The sequence below is a fragment of the Andreprevotia sp. IGB-42 genome, from assembly GCF_009848685.1.
Taxonomy (GTDB): Bacteria; Pseudomonadota; Gammaproteobacteria; order Burkholderiales; family Chitinibacteraceae; genus Andreprevotia.
In genome coordinates this window covers 101727-120779 of sequence record NZ_WXTX01000013.1, presented here as the reverse complement: position 1 = coordinate 120779, position 19053 = coordinate 101727, and the positions used below count along the sequence as shown (strand labels likewise).

Genomic DNA, 19053 nt, shown 5'->3' with positions numbered 1-19053 from the left:
CCCATGCATCCTTATTCTGAACGCCGTGCCCGCCTTGCCGCCCAGTTGCAGCCCGGCCTGCTGATCGTGCCGACGTCGCCGGAACTGGCGCGCAACGCCGATACCGGCTTTCCCTACCGGTTTGATTCCAGTTTCTATTACCTGAGCGGCTTCCAGGAGCCCGAAGCAGTACTGGTGATCGAAACCGGCCCGGCGCCGCGTTCCATCCTGTTTTGCCGCGACAAGGATATCGAGCGGGAAATCTGGGATGGCTACCGCCATGGCCCGGCGGCGGCGGGTGAGAAATTCGGCTTTGATGAAGCGCATTCGATCAGCGACCTCGACAGCAAGGTGGTGGCGCTGCTGAAAAACCAGCCGCGCGTGTACTTCCCGCTGGGCATGGACGCCGGCTGGGATGTGAAGCTGACCGGCTGGCTCAATGACGTGCGCGCGTTTGCCCGCGCCGGCATCAACGTGCCGACCGAGGTGGTCGACCCGCGTAATGCCATTGCCGAAATGCGCCTGTTCAAGGATGAGCACGAACTGGCCATCCTGCGCCGCGCTGCAGCAATCAACGTGGCCGCGCACAAGCGCGCGATGCGTACCGCCGTGCCCGGCACCATGGAATACGCGGTGGAGGCCGAGCTGCTGCACGAATACTGCAGCAATGGCGCGCGTTTCCCGGCATATGGCAGCATCGTTGCCACCGGCGCCAACGCCTGTGTATTGCACTACGTGGAAAACGATCACCGCATTGCCGATGGCGACCTGCTGCTGATCGATGCCGGTGGCGAGCTCGAAGGCTATGCCAGCGACATCACGCGTACCTTCCCCGCCAATGGCAAGTTCAGCGGCCCGCAAAAAGCCGTGTACGAGCTGGTGCTGGCCGCGCACAGCGCCGCACAGGGCGAAGCACGGCCCGGCAAGCGTTGGAACGACATGCACGATGCCGCGGTGAAGGTGCTGGCGCAGGGGCTGATCGACCTGAAATTGCTGCAGGGCTCGTTGCAACAGGTGCTGGAAACCGAGAGCTACCGGCAGTTCTACATGCACCGCACTGGTCACTGGATGGGGCTGGACGTGCACGATGCCGGCGCCTACAAGGTGGATGGCGACTGGCGTGTGCTGCAGCCGGGCATGGTCTTCACTATCGAACCCGGCCTGTATATCCGCCCGGCGGACAATGTGCCAGCCGAATTCGCCAATATCGGCATCCGCATCGAGGATGATGCGGTGATCACCACAGATGGCCACGAGCTGCTGACCGCAGACTGCCCGCGCACCGTGGCGGAAATCGAGGGCTGGATTGCCGAGGCCCGCGCGTGATCGTGAACAGCTTGCCCGGCCATGTAGGCATTGCCATCGTCGGCGGTGGCCCGGTTGGCGCGCTGCTGGCGCAGCGCCTGGCGGCCAGCGGGCATGATGTGATGGCCATCGAAGCGCGTACCGGCACGCCGGCAGACCCGCGCGCGCTGGCGCTGTCATGGGCCAGCCGCGATACGCTGCTGGAAGCCGGGTTATGGTCGGATGCGCTGGCGGCGACGCCGATAGAAAAAGTGCACGTATCGCAGGCGGGCACACTGGGGCGCACCGAGCTATCTGCTGCCGAGCTGGGCCTGCCGGTACTCGGCTTTACCGTACCCTACGAAAAACTGGCCGCGCTGGCGCTGGAGCGGCTCAAAACCGGCAACGTGCCGCTGGCGCTTGGCCACACCGTGACCGGGCTGCGCCAGCTGGACCGATATGCACAGTTGCAGCTGGCCGGCCCGGATGGCGCTGCCATGCTGACCGCGGGCCTGGTGATCCTGGCTGACGGCGGCAAACTGGTCACGCAGCTTGGCGACATCAAGCAAACCGTCAAACCCTATGACCAGCATGCCATCCTGGCACGCATCACCCCCAGCCAGCCGCACCGGGGCATGGCCTACGAGCGCTTTGCCGATGATGGCCCGCTGGCCTTGCTGCCCAGCGGCGACGATTTCATGCTGATCTGGACGCAGACACCGGAACAGGCGGCAGAACGGCTGGCCATGAGCGATGAAGCCTTTTTGTCTGCCGTCGAGGCCCGCTTTGCGGGCCGCATCGGCGGGTTTACGCGCGTGGGCACACGCGCCAGCTGGCCGCTGGCGCTGAAAACACTCGATAGCGTGGTCAGCCGGCGCGTGGTGCTGATCGGCAACGCCGCACAAACGCTGCACCCGGTTGCCGGCCAAGGCCTGAACCTGGGCCTGCGCGATGCCGATACGCTGGCCAGTCTGCTGACAGCCACGCCACACAACCGCGCAGGCGATGCCGCCACGCTGGCGCGCTATGCACGGCTACGCCGTAGCGATGCCGGCAGGGTCACTTTCTTTACGGATAGCGTGATCCATCTGTTCGAATCGCCCAACCCCGTTTTCAAGCATTTGCGCAGTCTGGGCCTGCTGGCGCTCGACCATGTGGCACCGCTGCGACGCGGTTTTGCACGGCGCATGGTGTATGGCGCGCGTTGACAAAACCTGTAATCTGCTGAACGTGCTTGCCACCCGGCAGCGCAGCTTGCATCATCGGATGACCTGCACAAAATAAATAACCAGATGGATCTTCCGCTCAAGCAACAGAACCTGTTGCGCGCCTGGCAAACTTACCGGCATACGCCGCGATTCGACAATTTCGTCGAGTTCGCGGTCATGCTCAACAACCTGACCGAGTTCCTGCGCGACAAGAATGCGGTGGGCCTGCACCGGGCCGGCCATCAGCTGGAGCAGCAGGCGCTGGCATTATTTGGCGATGAAGCCACGCACCCGATCGAAGACCCCATCCTGCAGAACCTGGATCACAGCCTGCACGAGCTATCACGGCTGATCGAGGACTTCCTCGGCGCCAGCACCAGCCACGCGCCCGAGCGCCGCAACCAGCCCAACCCGAATATCGATACCCGCCGGCAGAAACTGCTGTGGTTCATCAGCAACGATGTCAGCGTGTGGCAACCGCTGCAGGATCAACTGGGCTACTTTGGCCTGCAGGTGGAAAACCACGATTGGGCAACACTACCCGCCAGCGACGAGATTCCGCTGCTGCTGGTCGATCTGGCCGGCCTGCCGGACGCGCAGGCATCGGTGCGGCGCATCCGCCAGGACTTCCCGTCCAGCCAGATCATCTGCCTGTCGGTACCGTCCGATTTCATCCTGCTGCAGAACGCATTGCGCGCCGGCTGTGACATCTGTTTTCCGGAAGGCACGCCGCTGGCCGCCATCGTCACGCAGATCCTCGACCTCAACGACAGTCAGGAGCAGGACGCCTTCCGCGTGCTGGTGGTGGATGATTCGCCAACCGCCAGCCATGTGATCAAGCGCGCGCTGGAAGAGAACGGCATCATCGTGCAGACGCTGACCGATCCGCTGGCGGTGCTGGATGCACTGCAGCAGTTCAACCCGGATTTGCTGCTGCTCGACATGTACATGCCGCAGTGCACCGGCGTGGAAGCCGCACGCGTGATCCGCCAGCACAACGAATTTCTGAGCATTCCCATTGTTTACCTGTCCGGCGAAACCGATCTGGGCCTGCAGATCGACGCGTTGCGGCTGGGGGGGGATCATTTCCTCACCAAGCCATTCAACCCGCTGTTTCTCAATGCCATCGTCAAGAGCAAGATCGAGCGTTACCGCGCGCTGCGCCGCTCGATGTACCACGACAGCCTGACCGGCCTGCTGAACCACACCACGTCCAAGACGCGGCTGGATGCGGCCATTGAAGCCTCACGGCGCGAAGGCGCGCCGTTGTCGCTGGCGATGATCGACATCGACCATTTCAAACGCGTGAACGATACCTATGGTCACCCGATCGGCGACCAGATCATCCGCAGCATTGCGTGGTTGCTCAAGCAGCGGCTGCGCAAGAGCGACATCATCGGCCGCTACGGCGGCGAGGAATTCCTGGTGGCGCTGCCCGGCGCCAACGAAGTGGAAGCCAATGTCACGCTGGACATGATCCGGCAGGATTTCTCGGAAATCCGCCACCCGTATTCCGGCGGCCATTTCCAGCTCAGCTTCAGCGCGGGCATTGCCGGTTTTCCGATGTTCAACCACGGCGATGCACTGATCAAGGCGGCGGACGATGTGCTGTACATCGCCAAACGCAGTGGCCGTAACCGGATCTGCATCGCCTGAGTGTGATCGTTGACCGTAGCGATGGATGACACTGCATCAAGCGCCCGGCCAGGCCGGGCGTTTGCCATTCCGGCTGGAGAGACCACGGCTTATCCTGCTTGATTCCACTCCCCCGCCCTTGCCGCCGCGAGGGAGCCTCGCTGTCGCTCGTATCGCCTGAGTGTGATCGTTGTTGACCCAAGCGGTGGATGGCAACGCATCAAGCGCCCGGCGAAGCCGGGCGTTTGCCATGCTGGCTGGCGAACCAACGGCTCATTCGGCTTGATTCCATGCCTCCCACCCTCGCCGCCGCATGGGCGTCTCGCTGTTGCTCATCAGTGGTTCAGATTTCGAGCTAACGTTCCAGATTGAAAAAGCCAGCTTCACGCTGGCTTTTTCATGGGTAATACAATCGGATGGATTTACTTGATCGAAGCCGCCAGGCGCTTGGCCTCTATCCGGGCGCGGATTTGTGGCAATGCGGCCAATGCGGCCTTTTCGCCTTCCAGGATCGCGGTGTTCTTCTGGTCGAAATCCGCCGGGCCGATCTTGCCCACGCGCGGGCGGATCACCACGTCGGCACGTGCCAGCTCCTGCTCGCCCAGCTTCTGCCCCATGATCATGATGGACTGACTGGCAATGCCCAACATGCTGGTGGGGGATTTGCCATCCGGCCGGGCGGAGATATCCACGGCGATGACGATATCCGCGCCCAGTTCGCGCGCGGCATCCACCGGCACCGGGCTGACCACGCCACCGTCCACGTACTTCTTGCCATTGATCAGCACCGGCTCGAACACGCCGGGGATGCTGCTGGATGCGCGCACCGCCATGCCGGTATTGCCTTTCACGAACACAGTGCGTCGGCCGGTTTCCAGCTCGGTGGTCACCGCGGCAAATGGCCGTGCCAGTTTCTCGATCGGCCGGCCGCCGATCAGGCCGTTCACATAATCCTGCAGCTTCTGGCCTTTGACGAGGCCGCCGGACATCAGGCTGACATCGCGTATCTTGGCCTCATCCAGCGAGAACGAGTTCTCTTGCAGCTGAAACGCATCGAGCCCGCTGGCAAACAGGCTGCCCACCACGCTGCCGGCGCTGGTACCGGCCACCACGTCCAGATGGATGCCATTGGCTTCCAGCATCTTGATCACGCCGATATGCGCAAAACCCCGGGCAGCGCCACCGCCCAGCGCGATGCCGATCTTCAGCGGCTTGACCGGCTGCGCCTGCGGCAAGGGCTTGGGGACAGCATCCGGCGTAACGGGCGGGGTGCTGCTGCACGCGGCCAGCAATGCGGCGGCGAACAGCGATAAAACGTGGCGGCGATTCATGATCTGGGTGAACTCGGCCCGGCGTTGCAGCCCGGCATGATGGATAAGGGCGCCTGCATGCGGCGCCGTGCGATTTTAGGGCAATTGCCGGTGCATCGCTCGGTTGGATTACCACCAACCGGCAGAATCAAACCTGCTCGACCGCCAGCACTTCGGCCTGGCTGCCGTTGCAGCGCCATTTCACATCGAATTCATACAGGCGCACACCATATACGCGCTCGGGCGCATCGGCATAGGCGGGACGCGGGTCTTGCGCCAGCACTTCGCTGATCAGCGCGCGTAGGGCCGGGCGCGTTGCCGCATGCAGGGTCAGCGCCATTTCGGCTTCCGGCGTGAATGCCACGGCGAGCTGTGCCGGCGGACCATCGACAAAACCGCCACGCGCAGCAGGCACGCTTTCCACGAACGGGATGTAGGGCTTGATATCGAGGATAGGCGTGCCATCGACCAGATCCACACCGCGAAACGTCAGCACTACCCCGCCATCCGTCTGCACACCGGCCAGCTCCACCAGCGACAGCCCCAAGCTGTTGGGCCTGAACGGGCTGCGGCTGGCAAACACCCCCACGCGCGCATTGCCGCCCAGCCGCGGCGGGCGCACCGTTGGTTGCCACTGGCCACCGGTTTGATGGAATACAAAGGTCAGCCACACGTGCGAAAACGCATCCAGCCCGCGCACGGCCTCCGCGCGGTCAAACGGCGGCAACAGCCTGAGCTGGCCCAGCGCATGCGGCGCCAGGCTGGGCTGGCGCGGAATGCCGAACTTGTCCGGAAACGGGGTTTGCAGAAAGCCCAGCGGCTGGCAGGAATGGATGGCAGTGTTCACCCGCGCATTGTGCCTTTGCCGCCTGCAGACACCAAGCGCGCAGCGTGCTGCTATATTGGCGTGACCACCCGCATGGAATATGCATGATCCGTAATACTTTCCGCTGCGCCCGCCATTTCACCGCTGGCCGGGCCACTGCCATGCGATTGCCGCTTGTGCTGCTGATGCTGCAAGGCACCACCTGTGCCGCAGCGGACGCGCCGCTGCTGCTGACCTTCATCGACAAGCCGCCGTACTACCAACTGAATGCAGGCAACAAGCCGGGCGGCTTCCTGCTGGAGCATGCGCTGCGTGTACTGGACAAAGCCGGCATCCGCGCACGCGCGGAACTGCGCCCCAACCTGCGCGCGCTGCTGGAAATAGAACACCCTACCGAACCCGCCTGTTCGGTCGGCTGGTTCAAGACCGCAGAGCGTGAGCGCTATGGCCGTTTCAGCGATGCGCTGTTCCGCGATCCACCGGTGATGCTGGCAACCCGCAGCGATGCACTGGCCCGCTTCAAGCCCTACGGGAGCGCTGCCGCATTGCTGGCCGAGCCTGCGCTGACGCCGGGCACCATCATGGGCTATGGCTATGGCCCCTATCTGGATGAATTATTGCGGGTGCGCGGTACGCGCGTGGACAACACCGCACAGACCATGCAGCAGAACCTCGCCAAGGCGGGCTACGGCCGCGTGGATTATGTGCTGGTCGACCAGGCCGAATTCAGCTGGTGGCGCAAGCAGCCAGGGCTGCGCAACCTGGCGCTGGCCGGCATCAACCTGCCGGACATCCCCGCCGGCAACACGCGCTATCTGCTGTGCAACAAGCTGGTGCCGGACGCCATGCTGCAGCGGATCAACCAGGCCATCGCCGCGCTGCCCAAGCCGGTTGCTCCGGGCAACTGAGCATCACTCAATCCAGCCGCAGGCCCAGGATCAGCAGATCACGCTCGATGCCGTCGAGGACCGCCACATGCGGCAGCTCGCCCCAGCGGCCAAAGCCGTGCTGTGCAAACAGCGCCAGGCTGGCCGCATTGTGGCCAAAGATGAAGCCCAGCAAGGTATGCACATGCAACGCAGGCGCAGCGGCGATGGCTTGCTGCAACAGATAGCGCGCCAGCCCGCGGCCACGATGATCGGCATGCACATAGATGCTGAGCTCGGCGGTGCCTGAATACGCCGGCCGGCCATAGAAATCGGAAAAACTCAGCCAGCCGGCGATCTCGCCAGCCACTTCACATACCCAGATCGGCCGCCGCGCTGCGCTGTGCACATCGAACCAGGCCTGCCGGCTTGCCACGGAAACCGGCTCGGTATCGGCTGTGGCAATGCGGCCGGCGATGGTGGCGTTGTAGATGGCGACAATGGCTGGCAAATCGGCTTGCAGCGCCGGGCGGTGGGTAAAAGACATGGCAGAAGGCTCGGGAAAGACCGGGACTATGCTACGTGCAGCACTCAAACGCGGCCATTGGGTACAACGGCAAGATCACGCCGTGCACAATGTATGTGCAAAATGACAGGTGAATACGGCATGATGTTGCATTTCCGATACGTTGGTGTCACCGCTGGTCTAGCCGTCCGCATGCATTGCGGGCTTTTCCTGCCGGGCCAATCCGTTCGGGCTAGTATGAAACACAGCCATGCAGCCAGGCATCTGCCGCGGCGCATGTGCCCAGGATCACCATGAATTGCATACCTTCGTTATTACGCTTGCCCGTGGCCCGCTGGCCACTCGTAATGGCTTGCGCGCTGTGGCTGACCGCAACCGCCCACGCCGGGGAGAAACCGGATTGCCCGCGGCCACTGACGCTGGCACTGCATGATCATGGCCTGCTGTATTCACAGCAGACCGATACCGGCATCGACAAGGACATCGCCGCCGAGATGGCGAGGCGCAGCGGCTGCAAGTTCGACATCTCGCTGATGCCGCGCGCGCGCATCTGGAAACTGATCGAAAGCGGCGAACTCGATTTCAGCCTGTCCGGCATCACCAATCCGCAACGGGATCAGTTTGCCGCGTTTGCCTGGTATTTTGCCGATCACTTCGCGTTGCTGGTGCGGCGCGATGCCGGTGTGAGCAAGATCGAGGAATTTGCCGCCAAGCCGCATCTGCGGCTGGGTGCGATTCCCGCCTTCCGCTATAGCGACCGCGGCAATGAGCTGTTCGATACGCTGACCGCCAAAAACCGCATCACGCTCACCGCCACCTTCGATGCGCTGTTCAAGAACCTGGCCATCAATCGCATCCAGGGCATGATCATCGAGCCATTCGATTACCCCAGCTTTGACGAATACAAGGTGCGCGAGCAGACCCTGCTGATCGATTTCGACGACGTGCCGGTGCCGCATGGCGTGATCATGTCCAAAAAGGCCATCCCGGCTGCCGAGCAGGAAAAATGGCGTGCATTGATCAACGGCATGCGCGCCGACGGCAGCATGCAGCGCATCTTCGAAAAATACTTCCCCGCCAAACAGGCAGCCGCGCTGCTCAATGCGCTGCCACCGCAGTAGCCGGTGCAGATGATGGACATCATTGCGTCAGTGCCACCGCCTGCTGCGCGGCTTCACCAAAAAACACACTGATATCGTCATCGCACAGCGCCATCAGCTGCGCTGCCATTTCCGTTCTCATGAACGCGAGCGCGCCGGCGATGCAATCAGCCTGCGTGTGCCAGGCGAGGCGATCCAGGCAATCATGCTCGCCCTGGTAAAATTCGTAGGCGCAGAACCCCGGCTGCTGCTGCAGCCAGGCCACCATCTGTTCGATCAACTGCATGAAGTGCGGCCTGCCTGCCAGGTGTTTGAGCCTGAACCGTACGATCTGCACATGCATGCGCGCCCCCGATTGGAAAAAGCCACCACCGTGCTGCGCACGGCGATGGCTACTGGCTGGTTGCCATGAGCAGGCTCAGTGGCAGCCGCACGCACCGGCAGCGTGCGCATGGCCAGCGGCGGCTTCCACCACCAGCTTGCGGCCTTCGCTGATCGCGGCACGCGCTTCGCGCGTGGCGGCCAGCATATTGCCCAATGCCGCCTCGGTTTCCGGCCAGCCACGGGTTTTCAGGCCGCAATCCGGGTTGATCCACAGGCGTTCGGCCGGGACCACTTCCAGCGCCTTGGCGATCAGCCGCAACATCTCATTCACCGGCGGCACGCGCGGGCTGTGGATGTCATACACGCCCGGGCCGATTTCATTCGGGTATGCGAAGGTGCCGAAGGCTTCCAGCAATTCCATGTCCGAACGACTGGTTTCTATGGTGATCACGTCCGCATCCATCGCGGCAATGGCTGCCAGGATGTCGTTGAACTCCGAATAGCACATGTGGGTGTGAATCTGCGTGGTATCGACCACGCCCGATGCCGACACGCGGAACGCGCGGCCCGCCCATTCCAGGTAGCGACCCCACGCGGCGCGCTTGAGCGGCAGGCCTTCACGGAAGGCCGGCTCATCAATCTGGATGACCTTGATGCCGGCCTGTTCCAGATCAACCACCTCATCACGGATTGCCAGCGCAATCTGCAGGCAGGTTTGCTCACGCGGCTGGTCATCGCGCACGAACGACCACTGCAGGATGGTTACCGGGCCGGTCAACATGCCTTTCATCGGCCTGGCGGTCAGCGATTGTGCGTAGCGGCTCCATTCGACGGTCATGGCGCGGGGACGGCTGACGTCACCGAAAATAACCGGCGGCTTCACGCAACGGCTGCCATAGCTTTGCACCCAGCCGAAGCGGGTAAACGTGAAGCCGGCCAGTTGCTCGCCAAAGTACTCAACCATGTCGTTGCGCTCGGCCTCGCCGTGCACCGGTACATCCAGCCCCAGCGCCTCCTGCCTGGCCACCACCAGCTTGATCTCGTTCTGCATTGCAGCCACATACTGCGCTTCCGGCAGTTCGCCACGCTTGAATGCCGCACGCGCAGCGCGGATTTCCTGCGTTTGCGGGAACGAGCCGATGGTGGTGGTCGGCAGCAGCGGCAACTTCAGCCATGCCCGCTGGGCAGCGGCGCGCTGCGGGTAAACACTGTTCCGCGTGGCATCGGCAGCGGTCAATGCAGCAACACGGCTGCCCACGGCCGGGTTGTGGATACGGCCGGATGTGCGGCGCGATTGCGCCACGGCATCGCTGGCAGCCAGTTGGGCGGCAACCGCAGCGCGGCCTTCGTTCAGAGCGCACTGCACCACCACCACTTCATCGAGCTTCTGCCTGGCGAACGCCAGCCAGCCTTTCAGCTCGGCATCCAGCTGGTCTTCCTGCGCCAGATCCACCGGGCTGTGCAGCAAGGACGAACTGGCACTCACCCACAGCCGGTTGCCCAGCTTCGCGCTGGCTGTTTCCAGTTGTGCGACCTTCGCGCTCAAGTCTGCGGCCCAGATATTGCGGCCATCGATCACGCCGGCGGACAGCACTTTGTCTTGCGGCCACACGTCCAGCAGCGCATCGAGCTGCTCTGGCGCGCGCACCAGGTCAACATGCACGCCAGCCACCGGCAGATCGGCCAGCAGTTGCGCATGGCTGGCCACGCTGTCGAAATACGTACCCAGCAGCAGCTTCACGCCCAGATTGGCCAATTCGCGGTAAACCGGCGCAAACGCATCGCGCCATTGCTCATCCAGTTCCAGCGCGAGGATGGGTTCATCGATCTGCACCCATTCCACGCCCTGTGCAGCCAGCTTTTCCAGGATGCGGCGATACGCCGGCACGATGCGTGCCGCCAAGCCCAGCTTTTCGAAGCCAGCTGCCTTGCTCTTGGCCAGGTAAAGGAAGGTCAGCGGGCCGATCAGCGCCGGCTTCACATTGTGGCCCAGCGAGCGCGCCTCTTCCAGCTCGTAGAAGAACCAGTCCACGCCGCCATCAAAGCGGGTTTCGGCGTCCAGCTCCGGCACCAGGTAGTGGTAGTTGGTATCGAACCACTTGGTCATTTCCAGCGCGGGCTGCGCAGCATTGCCACGCGCCAGCTCGAAATACTGCTTGAGCGACAGTGCCCTGGCATCGAAACCGAAACGCGCCGGCAGCGCACCCAGCAGCGCGGCGGTATTGAGCATCTGGTCGTACCAGGCAAAATCACCGGTGGTGACCAGATCGAGACCGGCATCTTTCTGCCACTGCCAGTGGCGGCGGCGCAGCGTGCTGCCCACGGCAGTGAGCTCGGCCTCGGCAATATCGCCACGCCAGAATGATTCGACCGCGAACTTCAGTTCACGCTGTGCGCCGATGCGGGGGAAACCCAGAACATGAGCAATAGTCATTTGAAAGCTCCAATTCAATGAATGTTATTTGCATCATCCGCACAAGCCTAATATGATTCAAACTCATTATTTTCACGATTATGTTGAGCCTCATTCATGCAATCGCTACTGGAACTGCGCCACCTGAAAACGCTGGCCGCGATACGCGATGCCGGCAGCCTCACCCGCGCGGCAGAACGGCTCTTCCTGACGCAATCTGCGCTTTCGCACCAGTTGCGCCAGCTGGAAGCGCACTACGGGCTGCCGCTGTTTGCCCGCAAGACCGCGCCGCTCAAGCTCACCCCTGCTGGCGACAAACTGGTGCAGCTGGCCGACGCGGTACTGCCGATGATCGCCAATGCCGAACGCGAGGTCGCCAAGCTGCGCGAGGGCGAAGCCGGCAGCCTGCGTATTGCCGTGGAATGCCATACCTGCTTCGACTGGCTGATGCCCGCGATGGATACCTTCCGCGAGCGCTGGCCGGAGGTGGAGCTCGATATCGTGTCCGGCTTCCATGCCGATCCGGTGCAACTGCTGTTTGAAGACCGCGCCGACCTGGCCATCGTATCGGTGCCCGAGGCAGAGACGGGCATCGCGCACCTGCCGCTGTTTGCCTACGACATGGTGGCGCTGCTGGCGCGCGATCATCCGCTGGCTGCCAAGGCATACCTGGAAGCGGCGGATTTTGCCGATGAAACGCTGATCACCTACCCGGTTCCCGATGACATGCTCGATCTGGTGCGCCAGGTGCTCAGGCCGGCCGGCATCAACCCCAAGCGCCGCACCACCGAGTTGACCGTGGCCATCCTGCAACTGGTGGCCAGCCGTCGCGGCGTGGCCGCGCTGCCGGGCTGGAGCGTGCAGCACTACCTGGAACGCGATTACGTGGCCGCCCGCCCCATCACCGCCACCGGCCTGCGCGCAGAGCTGAACGCCGCCGTGCTGCAGGATCGCGCAGGCACCGCCTACCTGCAGGATTTTGTCGCCATCGTGCGTGAGGTGTGTGTGGCGGAATTGCCGGGGATACAGCTCACCGGGGCCTGAATCGCGACTGCTGCGCATTGCGCTGGTCAACGGCGTTAGCCATGCCTGGCCAGCAGCGCCAAGCAGAGACAGGAACGCAACACTGCATTACGGGGCCAGCAAGCAATGATTTGTTGCATGCTAGATTGATGCCATTCGCTTATCCGGATGGTTTCAATCATGTCGATCATCGATTTCCTGTTTGTGCCGTCGCAGCGACGCTATGCGGCGCTGCTGCAGGCCAAACTGCGCGCATTGGGTGATACCCGCCCGTGGCAATACCATGCAGACCGCGAGCAGCTCGCATTACCTGCCGCACAAAACGGCCGGCCGGCCGCAGCCATCAACCTGGGTACGCTGTACGCCGAATTCCGTGCCGCCAGCCGCTGGCAGCGCGGCACCATGCTGGAAGCCGCCGCGCATGGCCAGTTGCAAGCCAACCTGCCCGGGCTTTATGCAGACGCACGCGCACGCCTGCTGCCGGTAGTACGCCCGGCTGCCGAACGGGGCCTCAGTGACCTGCAACTCGATAGCCAGTTGCAACTGGCATTCCAGCCGCTGTGTGCCGATCTGGAAATCAATCTGGTTTACGACACCGAACATGCAATGGCGCGCATTTCGGGCGCGCAACTGGCCGACTGGGGCGTAAGCTTCGAAGCTGCTTATCAGGATGCGTTGCTCAATCTGCGTGAGCGCTCCACACAGGCACTGGAAGATCTTGGCGGCGCGTTCCGCACGCCCTATGAAGACTGTTACGACGCAGCACGCCTGCTGCTGACCGATGTACTGCATCGCCTGCCACTCGATGGTGCACCGGTCGTGATGATTCCCAACCGCTCCATCCTGCTGGTTACCGGCGAGAACAATCTGCCAGCGCTCGCTGCCATACTGGAAACCGCAACCACCCTGCTCGACCAGCCGCGCCCGTTGTCACCGCTGATGCTGCGGCTTGGCAGTCAGGGCTGGGAAAACTGGCAGCCTGCAGCGCATGCCAGCGCGCTGCGCTTGCTGCGTATCCGCTCGGACGGCAGCGACTATGCCACGCAGAAACAACTGCTGGAACGGCAATTCGAGCGCGATGGCATCGATGTATTCGTTGCCAGCTATACAGGCATGTACAACGAGCAGGGCGAAGCGATCAGCTACTGTGTATGGACCGAAGGCGTGCACGCCTTGCTGCCGCAAACCGACCTGATCAGCTTCCAGCTGCCGGAAGGTGGCGTACTGCAAGTGCCTTGGCACAAGGTAGCAGCGAATGCCGGGCAGTTGCTGCAAGCAACCTCATATGCTCCCGTGCGCCACGAAGTCACCGCTTACCCGGCGCCCGCGCAAATCAGGCAATGGGCACAAGCAGAAGAAACCGCGGTTGTCTGAGCATTACGGTCATCGGTATCCGCTCGATCTGCATCGGGGGCGTGGCAAGCAGCGCTGCCGAGCTTGCGGGCAAGCCTTGTGGCTTCGAAGCCGATGCGCATGCAGAGCCGGTAGCGTACGATTTCCGGCAACGCCGGGGGCGCCGCAACGGGAGCGAGGCATTGCTGAGCAACCTGGCCACGCACCTGCAAGGCTGGTCCACCCATCACGGAGAGATTCATGCTGTCCATCATCGCCATCATCGTTGTATGCCTGATTGCCGCGGTACTGCTGCTTGCCAGCACCAAGCCCGCCACCTTCCGCATCGCCCGCAGCGCCACCATCAACGCCACGCCGGAACGGGTGCACGCACTGATCAACGATTTCCAGCGCTGGACCGCTTGGTCACCGTGGGAAAAGAAAGACCCCGCCATGCAGCGCAGCTATGGCAGCAGCACCGCTGGCGTGGGGGCCGTTTATAGCTGGCAGGGCAACAAGAACGTGGGTGAAGGCCGGATGGAAATCGTCGAATCCACGCCTGTGCGCATCGTGATCAAGCTCGATTTCTTCAAGCCGTTCGAAGCCCACAACACCGCCGAATTCACCCTTGCCCAGCAAGGCAGCGCCACCGAAGTGAACTGGGTGATGCATGGCCCCAATACCTTCATCGGCAAGGTCATGCAGCTGTTCTTCAGCATGGACAACATGGTGGGCAAGGATTTCGAAGCCGGCCTTGTTGCTCTCAAGGCCAACGCCGAACAATAACCTCAACGCCAAGGAACACCCATGACTACCGATACTGCCGCGCTGGCCCCAGGCCAGCAGGAGCTGCTGATCACCCGCACATTCGATGCGCCGCGTGATCTCGTCTGGCAAGCGTTCACACAGGCAGAGCATCTGGCCCACTGGTGGGGGCCCAAGGGCTTTGCCATCGAAGTGGCCGCACTCGATGTCTCGCCGGGTGGCGTGTTCCACTACTGCATGCGTGCCGGCAACGGCATGGCCATGTGGGGCAAATTCGTTTACCGCGAAGTACAGGCGCCCGAGCGCATCGTATTTACCAACAGCTTCTCCGACGAAGCCGGCAATACCACGCGTGCACCGTTCAATGCCAACTGGCCGCTGGAAGTCCTCAACACCTGGACGTTCAGCGAAGCTGATGGCAAAACCACGCTGACGCTGCGCGGCATCCCGTTCAATGCCAGCGAGATCGAACACGCCATCTTCGTGGCCGGCTTCGATTCGATGCGCATGGGCTTTGGCGGCACGCTGGATCAGCTGGCAACATACCTGGCATTGCAGCAGACCGGCTAACGGACGCGGTAGCGGCTAACCTCAGCCGTTGCCTGCAACGCTCGGGGCAGCGCAATGCTCGGGGCAGCAATACTGGACTGCCCGCTCCGGAGGCGCGCAGTCCATCAGCTCTTGAGCGTGAACATCGCCCGCGTGCTCGGACCCTTGTCCTTGGCGCCATCGGCTGCGGTGGCATCCAGCCTGGGCTTGACCAAGTACACCCGCTCGTCCCCCACGCCCAGCCCCTTGAGGAAATCCTTCACCGTCTGCGCGCGCAGGCCAGCCAACTGGCGCAGGTCATCGTCGCTGACCGGCATATTGGCCAGCAGCAAGTTGTGCATTTCCTCGGGCGGTAGCGATTTGTTCAGGCCCAGCGCATTTTTGGGCTTGGGGAATTGGGCCGCCTTGTACACGGTGCCCAGGTAGCGGTCGTAATCGGCTACATCTACTTCCAGCGTATCGGTCGATTCCTGCGCGTTGTCAGCCAGATCACGCGCCTTGGCCGCGCGGATCAGCTTTTCCAGCTTGCCTTGCTTGAGCCCCTCGCGGTCCAGCTCCGGGTCTACCCAGCCGGCAATTTCGAGCTTGAATGCCGGATGATCCGCCAGCGATTCCGCCAGTTTGGTCAGCGGATCATAATGTTTTTTCTCCAGCGCGCTGCTGCCCGGCTCGAAGGGAATATAGGCGAAGCTGGGGCCATCGCCAAAAGCACTGGCCAATGCATCGAACGGGGAGGTCACCACCTTGGTCAGTACGTTGCCGATCGCCTGCCAGACGACGCTGCCCATGCTGAAACTCGGGTCATCCAGCGAGCCGCTGATGGGTATCTGCAGATTGATTTGCCCATGGCGGTCAGTCAGTAGCGACAAGCCGAATTTCACCGGCAATTTGATGGCGTCCGGGCTGCCGGAAGGCTTGTCGCCCAGTGTCAGTTGATCAAGCAGTATCTTGTTCTGCGCCTGCAGCTTGCCATGCTCGATGTGATAGCTCACATCCATCGACAGCTTGCCCTTCTCGATACCGTAGCCGGCGTATTTTTCTGCATAGCTCGATGCTGCGGTCAGCTCATAGCCCTGCACACCGCCCTTGATGTCGAAGAAAATGTCCTTGGCCAGCGGATTGATCTGGCCGGAAATCCTGACCGGCGCTATACGATCGACGCTGCCACGCAGATCGAGCGTGGCGCGTGTATCTTCCACCGATGACAAGCCCGTCAGTGAGCCGGCCATATCAGTGAGATTGGCCGTGTAATTGGGTTTGATGAAGTTATCGGTATATACGATATGGCCACCGGAGAACGTGGCCTTGCCGATCCGCAACGGCGGCAGCACCGTCTTGAGTTTGCTGGCCAGTTGCAAGGTGGTGACCACCACATTGTCAGGCTGGCTGGCGGAGCGCACATCCCGCTGCACGGTCACGGTCTTCGCCGCAGCAGGGGTACTGGCCGCGCGGGGCTTCGCGTTTGCATCCGTGACGGATACGGGCGTATCGCTGGCCGCGATATCGGCCAGGTTGAGCCTGCCTTCGCTGGACAAGATCATGCGCGAATAGAAATCGGTCAGCGCCACATCCTTGACCGCCAGATCGAAGGGTTCGGTGTTCGCCGCCACCGCATTCAGGTACAGGCTTTTCCACCTGAGGAAATCCTCGCCGGTGAGTTTGTCCACCGCATTGAAACCATTGATGTTCACATTGCCGGTATAAGCGGCGCGCAACGGCTTTACGCCCTTGAGCACCAGATCACCCTTGGCAGAAAGGCGGCCGCTGGTCAGCGAGATATTCAGATAGCGGCTGAAATACGGCTGTGCATAAATGATGTCGAGCTGGCCCGCCTGCACCGCCAGCTTGCCGGTCAGGTTCTGCAGGTTTACCCCGCCGTTGGCTGAATAGGTGCCGCCATGCGTACCGGCACCGCTGACCTTGACGCGGGTATCCCCCGCCAGCGGCCAGCTGAGCGGTCCTGCAGTCAGCGCGATCTGCTTGCTGCCGATGGGGATGGGGTTGGGCAGCGTTTCATCCACGCCACCGACCGCGCTGTTGCTCAGCTGTGCCTGCTGCAGGTTCAGCCGCCATCCCACGCCCTCGCCTTTGGTGGGCGGGATGGAAACAGGCAGCAGCGTGGACAACAGCACGAACTGGCCATCACGCTTGCGCGAGGTATCCAGATCCAGCCCATCCGCCCAGGCGCGGCCAATGCCGATTTGCCTGCTGGCCAGATCGACGGACAACTGCTCGAGGCCGGCCTCCTTGAAGGCCAACGCGGGGCGCCTGGCTTTCAGCGGCCTCAATGCAAAGCCGTGCAGGCGCACGCTGCTGTCGATCAGCTTCAATTGCGGCGGGCCCTCTGCGGGCAAGCTCGCCTCATAGCTGGCCGTCACGTCCGCAGTACCTGCCAAAGGCTCGCTCCGTACGATGCTGCGGTAATACGGTGCCAGGGCGGCGAGCGGTGCGCCAATCACCGTCAGCTTGCCGCTGGATTGACGCGCGGCAGGCCGCAGCGCACCTTCGTAACGCACCTGCCCCACATCGGTACCCGCCAGTGATAACTGCACCGTGGCCGGTCGATCCGCAGCGGTATCGAAGTGATCCACCTGCAGCGCAATGCCATCGATACGGGTCTGGAACGGCGCCAGCGCATCGCGCCAGTCCAGCGCCCCATCAGTGACCTTCAGTTGTGCGATCGCCAGTAGCGGCGCCTTTTGTGCCCGGGCTTTCTCGACTGTTGCGGCGTTGTTGCCCAGCATGGTTTCCAGCGCGGTCAACCAGTTGAACTTGCCTTGCGCATTGCGCGTGACCGTCAGCACCGGCTGTGTCACGGCCAACTGCCTGAGCCGTGCCTGCACATGCAGCGGCTCCACCCTGTCCAGCACCGCATCCAGCCGTTTCAGGCGCAGCAGCGGTTGCCCGTAGCCATCAAGCGATACGTCGCGGACATGCGCATCGCCCTCCAGCAACACGCTGACGGGTTGTTGCCGGAACACCAGCCGCATGCGCGTATCCACCACCGCACGCTGCAGCGTCAATGCAGACGAAATGGGCAGGTAATCCCAGTATGCGGCCAAGTCGAGACCATCGAGCGTGACGTCCAGCGTGGTATCGATGTGCTTGCCAAACGGGCGCGTGCGCCCTTGCAACACCATGGGCGCCCCATCTACGCTGAACGCCAGGCGGGGCGCCACCTCGGTATCGATGAACACCGGCAGGTTGGAAACAAAGGGCACATCGACTTCGATGCCGGCCACTTTGTGCCGCTGTCCGAGCGGGGTATCGACAAACTCCAGCAGCCCGTTGCGCACGCGGATATTGTATATGGCGAAATGGGCCGGCTCGGCCACGCGCTTGCCCAGCAACGGCTCCAGCAGATCAGACCAGTTGTAACGATGCGCGGCGAGCCGGGTCACCCTGATGTAAGGCGCATCGATCGTCAGTTCACGCACCACGGGCGCACGCCGCCACAACGAAGCTAGCTCCAGGTTGACCACGGTCTTGCCGGCGCCCAGCACCAGCTGGCCGGATTCACGTACCGCCACATTCTCCACCGTGGCTTGCAGGGTATAGGGGTTGAATGCCAGCCGCCCCAGCGTGACCTGCCGATGCAGCACGCTGGACAATGCCTGCTCGACATAGGGCTTGGCCAGCCACGGCCCTATCCATGCGCCCACAATGCCAAACAGCAGGATCAGTGCCACAACAAGCGCTATCGAACGGGTTCGGCGGCGTAGCACGGCAAGCAGGTTTGCTGGTTTCATCACATGGCGCTGCAGCGGGGATGGAACTAAAACTATAGCGTCAGGCCCCACTTTCTGACCACGGCGTTTCCACCACTTGTACAAATGGATGCAATCCTGCCTAATCCACGCGGATTGCCTTTCCGTCTTTGCAAGATTCGCTGTGATGGCTATTTTGGCATTAG

The 19053-nt window shown here is 62.5% G+C and carries 15 protein-coding genes; 9 read left to right on the top strand and 6 right to left on the bottom strand.

Annotated features, from left to right (window positions below; all coding sequences use genetic code 11):
• The first annotated feature begins 3 nt into the window (after positions 1-3).
• The 3 genes from IGB42_RS18030 (at position 4) to IGB42_RS18020 (ending at position 4127) form a co-directional block, all read left to right on the top strand.
• Positions 4-1305 carry an aminopeptidase P N-terminal domain-containing protein gene (locus IGB42_RS18030; protein ID WP_159674265.1) on the top strand — a complete coding sequence of 434 codons (1302 nt, stop codon included), beginning with the start codon at positions 4-6 and terminating at the stop codon, positions 1303-1305.
• Positions 1306-1307: 2 nt separating this feature from the next.
• Positions 1308-2471 (top strand): FAD-dependent monooxygenase, encoded by a 1164-nt coding sequence (locus IGB42_RS18025; protein ID WP_159674263.1) that lies wholly within the window; start codon positions 1308-1310, stop codon positions 2469-2471.
• Positions 2472-2555: 84 nt separating this feature from the next.
• Positions 2556-4127, top strand: coding sequence for a diguanylate cyclase (locus IGB42_RS18020; protein ID WP_174764235.1), 1572 nt, complete (start codon positions 2556-2558; stop codon positions 4125-4127).
• Positions 4128-4528: 401 nt separating this feature from the next.
• Here the strand turns inward: IGB42_RS18020 and IGB42_RS18015 are convergent, their stop codons facing one another.
• Together IGB42_RS18015 and tsaA are read right to left on the bottom strand one after the other, a co-directional pair.
• Positions 4529-5437: a patatin-like phospholipase family protein gene (locus tag IGB42_RS18015; RefSeq protein WP_159674261.1), complete on the bottom strand. Its 909-nt coding sequence runs from the start codon at positions 5435-5437 to the stop codon at positions 4529-4531.
• Between the two features lie 127 nt (positions 5438-5564).
• Positions 5565-6263 carry a tRNA (N6-threonylcarbamoyladenosine(37)-N6)-methyltransferase TrmO gene (gene tsaA / locus IGB42_RS18010; protein WP_201799998.1) on the bottom strand — a complete coding sequence of 233 codons (699 nt, stop codon included), beginning with the start codon at positions 6261-6263 and terminating at the stop codon, positions 5565-5567.
• A gap of 140 nt (positions 6264-6403) precedes the next feature.
• Between tsaA and IGB42_RS18005 the strand changes: the two genes are divergently transcribed.
• On the top strand, positions 6404-7150 hold the full coding sequence (locus IGB42_RS18005; protein ID WP_159674259.1) for a transporter substrate-binding domain-containing protein: 747 nt from the start codon (positions 6404-6406) through the stop codon (positions 7148-7150).
• A gap of 7 nt (positions 7151-7157) precedes the next feature.
• On the opposite strand, the gene IGB42_RS18000 is transcribed toward IGB42_RS18005, so the two are convergent.
• Positions 7158-7655, bottom strand: coding sequence for a GNAT family N-acetyltransferase (locus IGB42_RS18000; protein WP_159674257.1), 498 nt, complete (start codon positions 7653-7655; stop codon positions 7158-7160).
• Between the two features lie 326 nt (positions 7656-7981).
• Between IGB42_RS18000 and IGB42_RS17995 the strand changes: the two genes are divergently transcribed.
• The gene (locus tag IGB42_RS17995) at positions 7982-8755 is read left to right on the top strand and encodes an ABC transporter substrate-binding protein (RefSeq protein ID WP_174764234.1); all 774 of its coding nucleotides are present in this window, start codon (positions 7982-7984) and stop codon (positions 8753-8755) included.
• A 19-nt stretch (positions 8756-8774) separates the two neighbouring features.
• On the opposite strand, the gene IGB42_RS17990 is transcribed toward IGB42_RS17995, so the two are convergent.
• Complete coding sequence (locus IGB42_RS17990; RefSeq protein WP_159674253.1) at positions 8775-9020, bottom strand: hypothetical protein; 246 nt, start codon at positions 9018-9020, stop codon at positions 8775-8777.
• Positions 9021-9152: 132 nt separating this feature from the next.
• Positions 9153-11492: a 5-methyltetrahydropteroyltriglutamate--homocysteine S-methyltransferase gene (gene metE, locus IGB42_RS17985; RefSeq protein ID WP_159674251.1), complete on the bottom strand. Its 2340-nt coding sequence runs from the start codon at positions 11490-11492 to the stop codon at positions 9153-9155.
• A gap of 96 nt (positions 11493-11588) precedes the next feature.
• Between metE and IGB42_RS17980 the strand changes: the two genes are divergently transcribed.
• From IGB42_RS17980 to IGB42_RS17965, 4 genes are all read left to right on the top strand, one after another.
• Positions 11589-12515: a LysR family transcriptional regulator gene (locus tag IGB42_RS17980; protein WP_159674249.1), complete on the top strand. Its 927-nt coding sequence runs from the start codon at positions 11589-11591 to the stop codon at positions 12513-12515.
• Positions 12516-12674: 159 nt separating this feature from the next.
• A complete protein-coding gene (locus tag IGB42_RS17975) occupies positions 12675-13868 on the top strand; it encodes a hypothetical protein (protein ID WP_159674247.1) in 1194 nt (397 codons plus the stop codon).
• Positions 13869-14087: 219 nt separating this feature from the next.
• Positions 14088-14612, top strand: coding sequence for an SRPBCC family protein (locus IGB42_RS17970; RefSeq protein WP_159674245.1), 525 nt, complete (start codon positions 14088-14090; stop codon positions 14610-14612).
• A gap of 21 nt (positions 14613-14633) precedes the next feature.
• Positions 14634-15161 (top strand): SRPBCC domain-containing protein, encoded by a 528-nt coding sequence (locus tag IGB42_RS17965; RefSeq protein ID WP_159674243.1) that lies wholly within the window; start codon positions 14634-14636, stop codon positions 15159-15161.
• A 104-nt stretch (positions 15162-15265) separates the two neighbouring features.
• Here the strand turns inward: IGB42_RS17965 and IGB42_RS17960 are convergent, their stop codons facing one another.
• Positions 15266-18889: a DUF748 domain-containing protein gene (locus IGB42_RS17960; RefSeq protein WP_159674241.1), complete on the bottom strand. Its 3624-nt coding sequence runs from the start codon at positions 18887-18889 to the stop codon at positions 15266-15268.
• Between the last annotated feature and the right edge of the window lie 164 nt (positions 18890-19053).

Bases quoted from the DNA above. Each gene is read 5' to 3' on its own strand.
- IGB42_RS18030 (WP_159674265.1), top strand. From the start codon at position 4: ATGCATCCTTATTCTGAACGCCGTGCCCGCCTTGCCGCCCAGTTGCAG.
- IGB42_RS18020 (WP_174764235.1), top strand. From the start codon at position 2,556: ATGGATCTTCCGCTCAAGCAACAGAACCTGTTGCGCGCCTGGCAAACT.
- IGB42_RS18015 (WP_159674261.1), bottom strand. From the start codon at position 5,437: ATGAATCGCCGCCACGTTTTATCGCTGTTCGCCGCCGCATTGCTGGCC.
- IGB42_RS18005 (WP_159674259.1), top strand. From the start codon at position 6,404: ATGCGATTGCCGCTTGTGCTGCTGATGCTGCAAGGCACCACCTGTGCC.
- IGB42_RS18000 (WP_159674257.1), bottom strand. From the start codon at position 7,655: ATGTCTTTTACCCACCGCCCGGCGCTGCAAGCCGATTTGCCAGCCATT.
- IGB42_RS17995 (WP_174764234.1), top strand. From the start codon at position 7,982: ATGGCTTGCGCGCTGTGGCTGACCGCAACCGCCCACGCCGGGGAGAAA.
- IGB42_RS17990 (WP_159674253.1), bottom strand. From the start codon at position 9,020: ATGCAGTTGATCGAACAGATGGTGGCCTGGCTGCAGCAGCAGCCGGGG.
- metE (WP_159674251.1), bottom strand. From the start codon at position 11,492: ATGACTATTGCTCATGTTCTGGGTTTCCCCCGCATCGGCGCACAGCGT.
- IGB42_RS17980 (WP_159674249.1), top strand. From the start codon at position 11,589: ATGCAATCGCTACTGGAACTGCGCCACCTGAAAACGCTGGCCGCGATA.
- IGB42_RS17975 (WP_159674247.1), top strand. From the start codon at position 12,675: ATGTCGATCATCGATTTCCTGTTTGTGCCGTCGCAGCGACGCTATGCG.
- IGB42_RS17970 (WP_159674245.1), top strand. From the start codon at position 14,088: ATGCTGTCCATCATCGCCATCATCGTTGTATGCCTGATTGCCGCGGTA.
- IGB42_RS17965 (WP_159674243.1), top strand. From the start codon at position 14,634: ATGACTACCGATACTGCCGCGCTGGCCCCAGGCCAGCAGGAGCTGCTG.
- IGB42_RS17960 (WP_159674241.1), bottom strand. From the start codon at position 18,889: ATGAAACCAGCAAACCTGCTTGCCGTGCTACGCCGCCGAACCCGTTCG.